The organism is Streptomyces sp. NBC_00250 (assembly GCF_036192275.1).
In the GTDB taxonomy this organism is placed as follows: domain Bacteria; phylum Actinomycetota; class Actinomycetes; order Streptomycetales; family Streptomycetaceae; genus Streptomyces.
Genome location: NZ_CP108088.1, coordinates 587,270 through 600,977, shown reverse-complemented (window position 1 = coordinate 600,977; position 13,708 = coordinate 587,270). Strand labels below are relative to the sequence as shown.

Here is a 13,708-nt window from a genome sequence, read left to right as displayed (position 1 = left end):
ACGACGGCCGGACACGACGGGGGGCTCGCATTGGAACGCCTGGCCGAAGGGGACCGGCCCGCACCCGTGGTGCTGCTCCCGTCGTTGCGCGCGTGGCTCGGGCTGACCGCTGTCCTCGGCGCACTGGTCGTCGTCGTGCTCGGAGTCCTGTACGCCGACGCCGGCCGGTCCGGCACGGTGGACGCGCGGATCGTGGCGGCGGTGGAGGGTGTGGGGCCGAGGGGGCGGCAGGTCGCCCTGGCCACGGACTTCCTGGGCGAACCCATGGGAGCCGCGGCGCTGGTCGCGGCCACCGTGACGGGCTGCCTGCTGCTGCGGCGTCCTCGCGCGGCGGTGCTCGTCGTCGCCGGTGTCGGCATCACCGTGGCGACGACGAGGCTCCTCAAGCACCTGGTGGGACGCACCATCCACGGCGAGGAGAACCTGTCCTACCCGAGCGGGCACACCGGCTTCCTCACCGCGCTCGCCCTCGCGGTGGCGCTGCTCGCGACCGGCCGGTTCGGCCTCGGCAGGACGGCCGGCGTCTCGCTCGTGCTCGCGGCGGCGCTGGCCGCCGGTGCCGCCATGGGCTGGGCGCAGGTCGTCCTGGGCGCCCACTACCCGACCGACGTCCTCGGCGGCTGGTGCACCGCGCTGGCGGTCGTTCCGGCGACCGCGTGGCTGGTCGACCGGATCTCCGGCCACGGTCGGTGGCAGCGCCGCTGACGTGAGGTCACGTCATGTCACACCAGGCGGCGGAACACCGGCTTCACCGGCCTCCCGGACAGCCACGGGGTGGGGTCGGAGGCGTCCAGTGCCTTCCGGTACACCGCACACGCCTGGGCCACCACGTCGACGGTGCGGTCGATGTCGGCGTCGTCGAGCGCGCTGCTCACCACGAACGACGGGGCGAGGACCCCACCCGCCAGGAGTCGGCCCAGGAACAGGGTGCGGTACTCCTGCGACGGCTGCCGGTTCTCGTCGAGGGTGGCGAAGACCAGGTTGCTGGCCCGGCCACGGACGACGAGGTGGTCGCCGACGCCCATGGCGGCCGCGGCCTCGCGGACCCCGGCGGCCAACCGCTCGCCGAGGGCGTGCAGCCGCGCGGTGACGCCCTCCTCGACGTAGGTCGTCTGCACGGCCATCGCCGCGGCCAGCGAGTGCGTCTCCGCACCGTGCGTGGTGGACAGCAGGAACACCCGGTCGCCGGAGTGCCGCAGCCCGCCCCACTCCATCAGATCGCGGCGCCCGGCCAGCGCGGAGACGGCGAACCCGTTGCCCAGCGCCTTGCCGAACGTGGAGAGGTCGGGGACGACGCCGTACAGACCCTGGGCGCCCGCCTCGGACCAGCGCAAGCCGGTGATCATCTCGTCGAAGACCAGTACGCAGCCGTGCCGGTCGGCCAGTTCGCGCAGGCCGGCGAGGTACCCCGGCGGCGGCTCGGCGTGGCCGGCGGGTTCGAGGATCAGACAGGCGACCTCGTCCTGGTACCGGGTGAGCAGTTCCTCCGTGGCGGCCAGGTCCCCGTAGGGGAACGCCACGGTGAGCTCGGTGGTCGACGCGGGAATGCCGGCGGACATCGGTGTGGTGCCGATGAACCAGTCGTCGACGGAGAAGAACGGATGGTCGCCGCAGACGGCCACCCGGGGGCGCCCGGTGACCGCGCGGGCGAGGCGCACCGCGGCGGTGGTGACATCGGAGCCGTTCTTCGCGAACTTGACCATCTCGGCGGTCGGTACGGTGGCCAGGAAGCGTTCCGCGGCCTCGACCTCCACGATGGACGGCCGGACGAAGTTGCTGCCGCGGTCGATCTCCCGCCGTACCGCCTCCAGCACACCTGGGTGGGCGTGACCGAGGCTGACCGACCGCAGCCCTGACCCGTACTCGATGTAGCGGTTGCCGTCGACGTCCCACACGTGGGCGCCGAGGCCGTGGCTGATGACCGGGGCCAGGTTCTCGGGGTACTGGTCGTCGCCCTTGGCGTAGGTGTGCGCGCCCCCGGGGATCAGGGCGTGCAGCCGCTCGTTCGCCTGCCGCGACCGGGGGAGGGGGAACTCTTCGGTGTCCACGCTGACTTCATCTCTCCTTGTGCTTCAGGGCTTGGTTCAGAGGCTCCGCTTCAAGGCCTCGGCGAGTCCCGGCGCCTCCCGGTCCCGCTGGGACATCGATACGGCCGGCAGCGGCCATGGGATGGCGAGCTCCGGGTCGTCGAAGGCGATCGTCACGTCCTCGGCCGGATCGTGCGGGCGGTCGATCCGGTACGAGGTGTCGGCGGTCTCGGTCAGCGCCTGGAAGCCGTGCGCGCACCCCGCGGGGATGTACAGGGTCACCTGCGTCTCGCCGGACAGCTCGAAGAAGGCCCGGTTGCGGTAGGTCGGCGAGTCGCGCCGCAGGTCGACGACGACGTCGAAGACCTTCCCGTACGAGCAGCGCACCAGCTTGGACTCACCGGCGCCGGAGCGCAGGTGCATGCCGCGCAGCACGCCCCTGGCCGAGCGGGACAGGCTGTCCTGGACGAAGGCGTCCGGGTCGAGGCCCACCGAGCGGACCACCTCGGCGTCGAAGGTGCGGCAGAAGAAGCCGCGCTCGTCGGCGTACGGTGTCGGCTCGAAGAGGTACGCGCCGTCGATCTCCGGGACTTCGATCGCTTTCATGGGGTCTCCCGCAAGGCGTGGGCGTCGGCGTGGGTCGGGTCGGTCGTCGGGAACAGGGCCGCCGTCAAGGCGGTGAACTGGCCTTCGAGACGTCGGGTGGCGGTCAGGTTCCGCTCGGTGAGGGTCCGCCGCAGCTCCGCCGCGCGCCGCTCCAGCGCCCGGAACTGATCGAGCAGCCGGTCGGCGTCGACCTCGCGAGCCGGGTGGCAGTACGGGGCGAGGCCCATCTCGGTCATGAGGGCGTCGCTCTTCGCGGCGTAGCTGAGCGCGAGCGTCGGCACGCCGACCTTCAGGGCGCAGACCAGGTTGTGGTAGCGGGTCGCCACCACGGTGTCGGCAGCCGCCATCTCCTTCATCAGGTCGGCCAGCGAGGCCGCTTCGGCGGCGGTGACCAGCGGGGAGTCCACCGCGTCGAGGATCGCGGAGACCACCGAGCCGTCGGCCTCGTCGCCGGTGAGCAGCCGGACCGGCCTGCCCTCCTCGACCAGCGCCCGGACGAAGCGGGTCGTCCCGTCGAGGTAGCGCCGGTGGATCTCCTCGGCCCGGGCGCGGTCGTCGTCGCCGCCGTGGAAGGCCATGACGCCGACGCAGACCGGACCCGGCGGACCCGAGGGCGCGAGGGGGGTGCCTCCCTGCCCGGGCGGGGCCGAGAGCCCGGGGGGCGGCAGCGACGGCAGGGCGAAGGCGAGGTCCGGGTGGACCTCGTCGCGCGCGGTGTCCACGCCCATCGCCCGTAGGGCGTCGCGGGACTGGGCGTCCCGGTACGACCGGTACGTGGCCAGCCGCGCCGACCAGCCGACCAAGGCCCGGGTCGCCCGATTGCCGATCGGCGCGGCGCCGACGCCGACCAGCGCGACCCGAGTCCCGAAGAGGCGGCCGGACGCGCAGAGCAGGAACAGGGCGTACGGGAAGCCCCAGGGCCGCAACGGCAGCGTGGCCTCCAGGACGCCCATCCCCGGCACGATCACCACGTCGTGCCGGCGCACCCAGGAGGCGGTGCGGAAGGCGTCGACCAGCTTTCCCAGGCCCTTCCCCGCGACCGCGCCCGCGCGTGACGCGGTCCGGTACTCCCCCCGGTACCAGTGCAGTCGCGTCGCGGGGATCCCGTACCGTGCCTTCACGACCTCGGGTCCGCCGCACAGCGCGTCCACGACCGCCCTCGGGTGCCGTGCGCGGAGGTATCCGAGCACGGCCTCCAGCGACCCGTCGTTGCCGAGGTTGCCGGAGCCGAGCAGGCCGAACACCCCGACACGTACCGGGGTTCCGTCCGCCGACGTCATGCCTGCCGCCTCCCCTCGCGGCCGGCGACCAGGGCGTCGACCGAGACGGTGAGGCGGGCCGGGTCGACCGGGGCGCGGTCCTCGACCCGCTCGCCGGCACCCGGCCGGACCCGGCTGGTCGCCCACGCGGCCAGGTGCCCGTAGCACGCGCGGCGGTCGGCGGCGGACAGCGGCGCCCGCCGGATCGCCGAGACGAAGCCCCAGACGTACTCGGCGAGCAGCCGGGGCGTCGGGTGCAGGAGGCCCGCCCGGCGAGGGTCCAGGTTGACGCACCGGGAGCGCTTGGAAGGGTTGGCCCGCTCGGCGCGGGTGGGGTGGTCGCGGCGGAAGTACAGCAGCTCGGGCACCTGGTGGAAGGGCCCGTGCAGGCCGATCTCGGAGACGAACGTGCGGTCCGCGTGGTGGTAGCTGTCGTGCGGCTTCACCCGGCGCAGCACGTCGGCCCGCATCACCCCGTAGAAGTCGTCGCCGCCGGGCTCGAACAGCATGCTGCGGAAGCGCTCCGGCGCGTGCCGGGAGCTGGTGGCGAGCGTGTACTCGTAGGGGACCTTCACCTGCCCTTCGCCGTCGATGACGGCCTGGTCGGCGTGCGCGAGGATCACCTCCGGCCGCTCGTCCAGCGCCTCCACGCAGCGCCGCAGCAGATCCCGGGCGTACAGGTCGTCGTGGGAGGCCCACTTGAACAGCTCGCCGCGGCACTCGGTGAACACGTAGTTGTGGTTCGGTGCCGCGCCGATGTTCCGGGGCAGCCGGATGTACCGGATGCGTGAGTCCTTGTCGGCGTACCGGCGGGCGATGTCCTGCGTACCGTCGGTCGAGGCGTTGTCGGAGATGACCAGTTCGAAGTCCTCGTACGTCTGGCCCAGCAGGGCGTCGAGCGATTCGGCGAGGTACTCCTCGCCGTTGTACACGGGCAGGCCGATGCTGAGCCGGGGTCGGGCGGTCATGAGGTCCTCACTTCGGGAAGGGGGTTCCGGTGGTGCTCGCGCAGGGCGGAGCGCAAGTGCAGCCACCACACGGCCGAGCCGCAGACCGTCGCGGCGGCGACGCCCCAGGCCGAGCCGACCGTGCCGGCCGCCGCCGCGCCGCCGAGCCCGCCGACGACGTAACAGGCGGAGGCGACCAGCTGGCTGCGCAGGCTGCGCCGGGCCGCGCCGAGCGCGCGCAGCCCGGCCGCCGCGCCGGTGCCGAGGCCGGCGCCCGCGACGCCGACCGTGACCGGCACGATGAGCTCCGATGCGGCGCTCCAGACGCCGCCGAGCACGAGCTCGCCGAACCGGTCCGGAACGAGCAGCAGCGCCCCGCCCCAGAGCACTGCGGCGGCGGCCTGCCCGCCGCCCAGCAGGAGGCAGAAGGCGCCGAGGCGGTGCGGGGAGCGCCGCAGCACCCGCGCCGCCTCCGCGACGGTGACCAGGGACAGACCCATCAGCACGGCGAGGAACGGGCCGAGCAGGAGCTCGGCGCCGCGGATCACCCCCACCGCGCCGACGCCGACGATCACGCCGAGCCCGTACGCCCGCAGCTGGCTCGCGCCGCTGTTGGTGACGTTCTCGACCAGGTACCGGGAGCCGAGGTCGCGGTGCTTGCCCAGCCACTCGCGCGCCCCGGTCGGCCGGGGCCGGATGCCGGACTGGAGGCAGCCGTACACCGCGGCCACCCCGGCGGACGCGCCCCAGGCGAGCACGAAGGCGGCCACGCTGCCCACCCGGGCCGCCACCACCAGGGCGGGGACGAGCGCGACGCCCCACACCATGTCGTTGACGAACGCCTTCCGCCCGGCGCCGGCGGCGAAGAACGCGAACCGCCACGCGTCCTGCAGCAGCAGTCCCGGCAGGACGACGCCGAGACAGGCGAGCGCGGTCCCCACCCGGCCGCCGACAGCGAGGCCGGCCACCAGCGACACCGCGCCGAGGGCGGCGCCGACGCCGAGCGCGGTGCCCGACGACCGGGCCACCGCCGCGCGCCAGGACCCGGCCGACACGCCGCTGAAGCGCACCACGAGCGGATCGGTGGCCAGCCCGCGGGAGACGTTGAGCACCACGCCGTAGGTCACCCAGGCCAGGCTGAACACGCCGAACGCGGTCAGCCCCAGCGAGCGCGCCACGTAGATCCCCACCGCGAAGTTGGACACGCTGGAGGCCGCCTGGTCGGCCAGTCCCCAGGACAGCCGGCCCGCGACGGCCCGCTTGGCGGTCCGCCGCTCCGCCGGTGTCGTCGTCTCCCCTTCGGTGGTCATCGGCGTCATGCCTTGATCAGCCCGGCGGCACCCAGGGCATCGGCCGCGACGACGACCGTGTCGAACGGCAGCCCGGACCGCTCGGCGACGTCGAGCAGACCGTGCTCGCCGTCGGAGAGGCTGAGCACCCAGAGCATGGCCATCTGGGCCTGCTTGGCGTCGCTGCGGCCGCCGAGCGACTCGTACAACCCCCGCCGTCCCAGCTGCGGTTCGCCGTAGGGGCTGAGGTTGAGGTACCGCCGGTTGCGGTCGAGGACGGCGAACGCCTCGCGGCAGACGTCGAGCGTGTCCGCCATCGCCGCCGGGGAGACGAAGTCCGGGTTGTCGGCCGAGGTGTGGTACTCGGGATACCCGGCGTACGGGGTCCGGCTGAGCGATCCCACACCGAGATCGAACCCGGGCGAGCAGTACTGCCGCTCGTCGTAGCCGTACGGAGTGAACTCGGTGACGTGGTGCGGGCGTTCGGTGGCGGCGAGGACATGCCTCATCACCTGGTCGATCTCCGCGTCGCCGCGTCTGCTCTGCTTGTACGTCAGCCGGCCCGAGTCGCCCGCGCAGGCCAGTACGAGCCCGTGCTTGACCCGCTCGATCCGCTCCGCGTTGCGGGCCAGCCAGGTGATCGCCCCGATGGTGCCGGGCGCGTAGATGAACCGGTAGGTGTAGTACGGCGTCCCCTGCGCCAGCGCCCTGGCCAGGAACGTCGCCACCGCGATGCCCGCCAGGTTGTCGTTGGCCAAGGACGGGTGGCAGACGTGGCAGGAGACGATCACCTCGTCGGGGACCTGCCCGGGGACCACGTGCTCGGCGTAGGTGAGGTGCCCGTCCGCGAGCGTGGAGTCGATGCGCACCTCGTACTCGCCGTCCGGCAGCGCGTCCAAGGTCTCCTGGGCCAGGCAGAACCCCCAATCCGGCGTGTAGTAACTGGTGCGGTACGGCACCCAGCTCGGGTGGTCCGGCAGGGTGTGCAGATGTTCGCGCAGCTCGGCCAGTGGCATCGTCCGCGACACCGGCACGCTGTAGCCGAGTACGTGCAGGCTGGACGCGGCGAAGTCGACCACCCGGTTGCCGGCGGTGTCGGCGACGTACGCGTCCCGGATGTTCCACTCCTGCGGCACCGTCCAGTCGAGCACCTGCGTCCCGGTCGGCACCTCGTGCACCTCAAGCGGAACGTACTCGCCGATGATCTCCAGGGTGGCGCGCACACCGTCGCCCGTGATGCTCCGGCACAGCGGGTACAACCGCTCCACCAGCGCGTGCATCTCCTCACCGATCGAGGTCATCGGCGCCACCGCAGGGTGCTGTCGACGGCGCCGGCCTCGGACGCCGCGCGCAGCACGGCGAGACGGGTGAAGCGCCGCGCGAAGTCCTCCTGGGTCAGCCCGAACTTCCGGTAGGCGTCGGCGAGTTCGAGCGCACCCTGCTTCACCGTCCACTCGCAGTCGAAGTCGGGGATCGCGGCGCGGAACCGGGCGAAGTCCACCCGGTACGACCGCGGATCGGCACCGGTCTCCCCGGTGATCACCACCTTCGAGCCGGACACCGCCTCGGCGACCTGCTCGGCGATCTCGGCGACCGTGACGTTGTTGATCTCGCTGCCGATGTTGAACGCCCGGTCGTGCACCGCTTCACGCGGCGCGGTCAGCGCGGCCGTGAAGGCCCGTGCGATGTCGGCGGCGTGCACCAGCGGGCGCCACGGGGTGCCGTCGGACATCACGAGCACTTCGCCGGACAGCAGCGCGTGACCCACCAGGTTGTTCAGCACGATGTCGGCGCGCAACCGGGGTGAGAAGCCGAACGCGGTGGCGTTGCGCATGTACACCGGGGTGAAGTCGCCGTCGGCGAGCGCGTGCAGGTCGTCCTCGACCCGCACCTTGGACTCCGCGTACGGCGTCACCGGGCGCAGCGGGGCGTCCTCGTTCACCAAGTTCGACAAGTCGGGGTCGCCCGAGGCGCCGTAGACCGAGCAGGTGGACGCGTACAGGTAGCGTCGCACTCCGGCGTCGCGGGCCAGCTCGGCCAGCCGTACGGAGGCGTGGTGGTTGATGTCGTAGGTGAGGTCGGGCGCCAGCGATCCCAGCGGGTCGTTGGAGAGCGCGGCCAGATGGATCACGGCGTCCACCCCGGCCAGGTGCTCGGCCGTGACGTCGCGCAGGTCCACCCGGTGCCCGGACGGGTCCGCGGGCGGCGGGCCGAGGACGCAGTCCGCGAACAGGCCCGAGTCGAGGCCGACGACCTCGTGTCCGGCGGCCGCGAGGACGGGAGCCATCACGGTGCCCAGGTAGCCCTGGTGTCCGGTCAGCAGTACGCGCAAGGTTCATTCCCCCAGGTCGAGAGTGAGTTTGGTGACGGCGAACGCCTCGGCGTAGCGTGCGTGGCATTCGATTCCGCGGATGCGTGCGAGGCCGAGGAAGGCCTCCCGGTCGTACCAGGGCCGGTGCCGTTGCGAGGGGTAGTGCTCCTGCAACAGCCGCACCTTCTCTTCGGCGATCTCCGGCGAGAGCGGCTGGTACGCCGAAGGACGGCCGAGATCGCCGTCCCACTTGACGATCTCGTAGCCGAGCACCAGGTGGTCGCGGAACGCGGTGGGCATCAGCCGCGCCAGGCCGCGGTGGTCCTGGTGCGCGTCATCGGTGCGGGGCGCGAGGACCAGATCCGGATCGGTCTGCCCGCGCAGCTCCTCGACCGCGGCCTTGGCCTCCTCCCAGTGGGTGGGCATCCGGCCGTCCGGCAGCTTGAGCACGGTCAGCCGCAGGTCGGCGCCCGGACAGAAGGCGGCGAGCGCGGCCCGCTCCTCCTCCTCGCGCTCGCTGCCACCGCCGGAGAGCACCAGCGCGTCGACCCGCACACCCGGCCGGGCGAGGCACAGCGTCAGCAGCGTGCCGCCGGCGCCGATGGCGATGTCGTCGCAGTGCGCCCCGACTGCGACGATCCGCTCCAGGCGCCCGGCGCCGAGCCGGATCACGCGGTCGCTCCCGCGGTGTCCCGCTCCCACACGGCCCAGGGGCGGTCGCCCCGGGCGTAGGAGGCGTCGAGCGCCGCCCGCTCCTTCACGGTGTCGGTCGGCTTCCAGAAGCCGCGGTGCTGGAAGGCCGACAGCCTCCCGCGCTTGGCCAGTTGGGCACAGCCGTCGGCGACCAGGTCCCCGTTCTCGGGTATGTGGTCGAAGACCTCCTGGCGGAGCACGAAGTAGCCGCCGTTCTCCCACAGCGGCATGTCGCTCACCGCGGTGATGCCCCCGACCAGGCCGTCCTCGCCCAGGTCCACGCAGTGGAACGACTGCTGCGGCGGCACCACCATCATCGACGCGCCGGCGTCGCGCTGCGCGAAACGGTCGATCATCTCCGGCAGCGGGGCGTCGGTGAGCACGTCGGCGTAGTTGGCGAGGAACATCTCGTCGCCGTCCAGATGGTGCCGGACCCGGCGCAGCCGCTCCCCGATCGGCGACTCGATGCCGGTCTGCGCGAACGTGATCGTCCAGTCGGATATGTCGGTGGACAGCAGCTCGGTCCGCCCGCCCCGCAGCACGAAGTCGTTGGACGTCGTCTCCTCGTAGTTGAGGAAGAAGTCCTTGATGTGGTGCGCGCCGTACCCGAGGCACAGGACGAACTCGGTGTGCCCGTAGTGCGCGTAGTAGCGCATCACGTGCCAGATCAGCGGCCGCGGGCCGACCATCGCCATCGGCTTGGGCACGTCGTCGGAGGTGCCGTTGCGCATCCGCATCCCGTAACCGCCGCAGAACAGGACGACCTTCATGCCTTCACCTCGACAACGCTCAGTTCCGGGATGGGGAAGACCAGCCGGCCGCCCCACTCGTGCACGAAGGACAGCTGCTCGATCAGCTCGTCCCGCAGGTTCCACGGGAGAACGAGGACGTAGTCGGGCCTGTCGGCGGCTATCCGCTCGGGCGGCAGGATCGGGATGCGGGTGCCCGGCGTGAACCTGCCGTGCTTGTAGGGGTTGCGGTCGACCGTGTAGGCGAGCAGGTCGGGCCGGATGCCGCAATGGTTGAGCAGGGTGTTGCCCTTGCCCGGGGCGCCGTAGCCGACGACCGTCTCGCCGCGTTCTGCCGCCTCGATGAGGAACCGCAGGAGGTCCCGGCGCACCTTGGCCACCCGGGCGGAGAACTCGGTGTAGCCGGACAGCTCCTGCAGCCCGGCGGCCTTCTCCCGGGCCAGTACGTCGGCCACCCTCGTGGTCGGCTCACCGGCCACCTCGGCCGGCCGGGCCCACAGCCGGATGGAGCCGCCGTGCGTGGGCAGCAACTCGACGTCCACGAGCGCGAGTCCGCCGCTCGCGAGCGCACGGATCGCGGACGCGACCGTGTAGTACTGGAAGTGCTCGTGGTAGATCGTGTCGTACTGGTTCTCCTCGATCAGGGTCAGCAGGTGCTGCACCTCGATGGAGACCCAGCCGTCGTCGGCGACCAGGGCGCGCAGGCCCTCGGTGAAGCCGACCACATCGGGGATGTGCGCGTACACGTTGTTGGCCACGACCAGATCCGCCGGACCGTGCTCGGCGCGGACGGCCGCACCGGTGTCCGGGGACAGGAACTCCGTGAGCGTGGGCACACCCGCGTCGCGCGCCGTGGCACCGACGTTCACCGACGGCTCGATGCCGAGGCAGCGGATCCCCCGGTCCACCACGTGCCGCAGCAGATAGCCGTCGTTGCTCGCGACCTCGACCACGAAGGCCTCGGGGCCGAGCCCCACCCGCTCCACGGCCTCGGAGACGAACACGCGCGCGTGCTCCACCCAGGAGGTGGAGAAGGAGGAGAAGTACGCGTACTCGCTGAACGTATCCTCCGGCGTGATCAGCGGCGGTATCTGCGCGAGCCAGCAATCGGTGCAGACCCGCAGGTGCAGCGGGTACGCGGGCTCCGGCTGGTCCAGTTGGTCCGCGGCGAGAAAGCTCTCGCACGGCGGGGTCGCCCCCAGATCGACGACGCCGGCCAGCGCCGCCGAACCGCAGAGTCGGCAACCAGTCATCTACTGCCCCCATCCCTGCTCGCGCGGGTGACCCGCCGCGAGCCAGTGTCTTCGTTCCCTACCGGCGGCGCGCCGCGCCCGCCGCCGGACCGCCCCGCGATCGCGGTGCGGTACTCCTCCACCAGGCGCTCAAGCCCGACGGCCGGGCTGAACCCCTGCTCGTACCGGCGCCTGGCCGCCTCGCCCATCTCCCGGTTGAGGCCCGGCTCGGTCACGACCCGGCGCATGCGGGACGCGAGCGAGGCGGGGTCGCCCGGCTGGTGCAGCAGCCCGGTCACCCCTTCGTCGACGAGTTCGACGAAGGCGCCGTGACCGGCGGCGATGGCCGGGACCCCCGCCGCCATCGCCTCCGCGACCACCAGACCGAACGTCTCCAGGGCCATCGAGGGAGCCACCACGGCGACCGACCGCGCGACGCCCTGCCGGCACTCCGCCGGGTCCCAGAGCCCGGCGTACCGCACGTCGTCCCGGCCCGCCGCCCAGGCGGTCACCTCTCGCTCCAGCGGCCCCGCGCCGGCGATCACGAGCGGCACGCCCACCCCGCCGTCCGCGGCGATCTCGTCCCACGCGGCCATGAGCAGCCGCACCCCCTTGGCCTCCGCGAGCCGACCGAGGAAGAGCAGGTGCTCGCCGGCGCCGTCGCGGCGGGTGCCCGGGTCGGGCACGAAGTTGTGCTTGACCACCAGCCGCTCGGACGGCATGCCGGACCGGACCAGGACGTCGCGCTGTGCCGCCGAGATGCAGAAGAACCGCTCCACCCCTGACCACCACCGCCGCCGGTTGACCGACAGGCTGACCGCGAGCGGAACCGTCGCCAGCCGGGAGTTCCGGTAGCAGCCGTGCCGGACCGCGGGCAGCGACGCCTTCGATCCGACGCACTCGGTGCACTGCCGGCCGTCCCTGTGCAGCGTGCCGGGCGGGCAGACCTGGGTGTAGTTGTGCAGCGTGGCGACGACGGGCACACCGACGTCGGCGCAGGCCGCGAGGACCGCGGGGGACAGCAGCGGGAAGACGTTGTGGACGTGCACCACGTCAGGCCGGTCGGCGCGCAGCCGGGCGGCGAGCTCCGTGCGGACCCCCGGGTTCCACGGCACCAGCAGCGGCACCGCGGCCTTCCCGAGCAGGGACCGGGCGGCGATGTCGTCGCTGCGCCGCTCGAAGACGTCGACCCGGTGGCCGGCCGCGCGCAGCAGCCCCACCTCTTCGTCGACGACCCTGTTCTCCCCGCTCGGCTGCGCCGACGAGTATCGGTTGTGCACCACAAGGACATGCATGCTCAGGTCACCTCCTGGCCCATCGCGGGATACGTCGTCGGGGGATTTCGGCCGTAGGGAGCGGCGTCGCCGGTGCCGGTGCCACCAGGAGCGAGGCGGCCAGGGCCAGATGGAGCAGATACGCCGAGGCGTCACCGAGCCCGACCTCGGTGTACGACGAGATCGCGCAGTAGCTGATCAGGAAGATCGCGCAGGCCCTCGGCAGCGACGGTGGCCGCAGCAACGCGACCCCGCCCAGCACGGCGATGACGGCCGCCACGATGGTGACGCCGATCAGACCCTGCTCGTCGTAGACGGCCAGCCAGCTGTTGTCGATCGGCAGCCCGTCGAAGGACTTGTCGCCCAGGCCCGTGCCGAACACCTTCTCCCCGGTCGACCGGGGCTCCGCGAGGAGGGCGTCCCAGACCTTGGCCCGACCGGTGAGGTTGGCGAAGTTCTGCTGGCTCTGTCCGCGCAGGAACCACGCCCGCAGCGCGGAGCTGAACACCACGGCGGCCACCGTGGCGCACAGCACCGCCCAGGCGAAGAACCGGCGGGCGGCGGCGCTGGTCAGGATGAGCGAACCGATGGCCAGGACCAACCCGATGAGCAGCCCCAGCGTGGCCGTCCGGGTATGGGTGAACGCGAGCAGGACGAGCGACGGCACGATGACCACCACCGCACTGGTCCTGTCGGCCCGGCGCCCCAGCACGAGCAGCACGGTGAGCCCGATGACCACCGCCGCGTACTGCCCGATCTGCGGCGGGGTGAGCGGCCACAACGCGCCGACGAGGCGCCCACCGTAGTACTCGGGCAGCGCCGTGCCCGGTGCGACGACCAGGCCGACGGCCACCAGTACGAGCACCGCGAAGTACATCCGGATGTGGTACCGGACGAACGTCAGGCTGCCGTCCCACCAGCGGCTGAGCAGCCACAGCGTGCCCACGAAGAGAGCCAGCCGGGCGCAGCGGAACAGCGCGCCGAACCCGACGTCCACCTGCACGCTGGCGATCACGCTCGGCACCAGCAGCAGGGTGAGCAGGAACAGGAAGGCGCTGGCCCGGATGCGCAGCCGGGGATTGAGCGCGAGCGCCAGCGCGAACGCGGCGACCAGCGCCCCCATGGTGGCCATCTGGATGAGGGAGCGGGGCAGGGCGACGACGGTCTTCGCCCCGGCGGAGCCGAGCGTGTTGAGGCCCAGCAACGCCCAGACGATGCCGACGGTCTTCGGGGTGCCGACGGGGCGTGGATCGGTGGCGGAGGGTGTGCCCGCCGTGTCCGGTCCGCCCGGCGGCCCGCCGCGCCTCAGGTCTCCGCCCAT

The 13,708-nt window shown here is 72.5% G+C and carries 13 protein-coding genes; 1 reads left to right on the top strand and 12 read right to left on the bottom strand.

What is annotated here, in order from left to right:
• Positions 1 to 30 precede the first annotated feature (30 nt).
• Positions 31 to 705: a phosphatase PAP2 family protein gene (locus tag OG259_RS02685; protein WP_328940686.1), complete on the top strand. Its 675-nt coding sequence runs from the start codon at positions 31 to 33 to the stop codon at positions 703 to 705.
• A 17-nt stretch (positions 706 to 722) separates the two neighbouring features.
• Here OG259_RS02685 and OG259_RS02680 read toward each other — a convergent pair whose 3' ends face one another.
• Genes OG259_RS02680 through OG259_RS02625 form a run of 12 tightly spaced genes read right to left on the bottom strand, consistent with a single transcriptional unit; the run spans position 723 to position 13,708 of the window.
• On the bottom strand, positions 723 to 2,048 hold the full coding sequence (locus tag OG259_RS02680) for a glutamate-1-semialdehyde 2,1-aminomutase (protein WP_328940685.1): 1,326 nt from the start codon (positions 2,046 to 2,048) through the stop codon (positions 723 to 725).
• A gap of 36 nt (positions 2,049 to 2,084) precedes the next feature.
• Positions 2,085 to 2,633: a dTDP-4-dehydrorhamnose 3,5-epimerase gene (gene rfbC, locus OG259_RS02675; protein WP_328940684.1), complete on the bottom strand. Its 549-nt coding sequence runs from the start codon at positions 2,631 to 2,633 to the stop codon at positions 2,085 to 2,087.
• A complete protein-coding gene (locus OG259_RS02670; RefSeq protein WP_328940683.1) occupies positions 2,630 to 3,913 on the bottom strand; it encodes a polysaccharide pyruvyl transferase family protein in 1,284 nt (427 codons plus the stop codon). Before OG259_RS02670 ends, rfbC begins: the two co-directional genes overlap by 4 nt.
• Complete coding sequence (locus OG259_RS02665) at positions 3,910 to 4,860, bottom strand: glycosyltransferase family 2 protein (RefSeq protein WP_328940682.1); 951 nt, start codon at positions 4,858 to 4,860, stop codon at positions 3,910 to 3,912. Before OG259_RS02665 ends, OG259_RS02670 begins: the two co-directional genes overlap by 4 nt.
• Positions 4,857 to 6,158: a hypothetical protein gene (locus tag OG259_RS02660; RefSeq protein ID WP_328940681.1), complete on the bottom strand. Its 1,302-nt coding sequence runs from the start codon at positions 6,156 to 6,158 to the stop codon at positions 4,857 to 4,859. The genes OG259_RS02665 and OG259_RS02660 overlap by 4 nt, the downstream gene beginning before the upstream one ends.
• The gene (locus tag OG259_RS02655; RefSeq protein WP_328940680.1) at positions 6,155 to 7,438 is read right to left on the bottom strand and encodes a DUF4910 domain-containing protein; all 1,284 of its coding nucleotides are present in this window, start codon (positions 7,436 to 7,438) and stop codon (positions 6,155 to 6,157) included. The genes OG259_RS02660 and OG259_RS02655 overlap by 4 nt, the downstream gene beginning before the upstream one ends.
• On the bottom strand, positions 7,426 to 8,460 hold the full coding sequence (locus OG259_RS02650) for an NAD-dependent epimerase/dehydratase family protein (protein ID WP_328940679.1): 1,035 nt from the start codon (positions 8,458 to 8,460) through the stop codon (positions 7,426 to 7,428). Before OG259_RS02650 ends, OG259_RS02655 begins: the two co-directional genes overlap by 13 nt.
• Before the next feature lie 3 nt (positions 8,461 to 8,463).
• On the bottom strand, positions 8,464 to 9,111 hold the full coding sequence (locus tag OG259_RS02645; RefSeq protein WP_328940678.1) for a PIG-L deacetylase family protein: 648 nt from the start codon (positions 9,109 to 9,111) through the stop codon (positions 8,464 to 8,466).
• A complete protein-coding gene (locus OG259_RS02640; protein ID WP_328940677.1) occupies positions 9,108 to 9,902 on the bottom strand; it encodes a glucose-1-phosphate cytidylyltransferase in 795 nt (264 codons plus the stop codon). Before OG259_RS02640 ends, OG259_RS02645 begins: the two co-directional genes overlap by 4 nt.
• Complete coding sequence (locus tag OG259_RS02635; protein WP_328940676.1) at positions 9,899 to 11,134, bottom strand: class I SAM-dependent methyltransferase; 1,236 nt, start codon at positions 11,132 to 11,134, stop codon at positions 9,899 to 9,901. Before OG259_RS02635 ends, OG259_RS02640 begins: the two co-directional genes overlap by 4 nt.
• Positions 11,131 to 12,408 (bottom strand): glycosyltransferase, encoded by a 1,278-nt coding sequence (locus OG259_RS02630; protein ID WP_328940675.1) that lies wholly within the window; start codon positions 12,406 to 12,408, stop codon positions 11,131 to 11,133. The genes OG259_RS02635 and OG259_RS02630 overlap by 4 nt, the downstream gene beginning before the upstream one ends.
• Positions 12,409 to 12,415: 7 nt before the next feature.
• Entirely contained in the window at positions 12,416 to 13,708 is a 1,293-nt protein-coding gene (locus tag OG259_RS02625) for an O-antigen ligase domain-containing protein (protein WP_328940674.1), read from the bottom strand.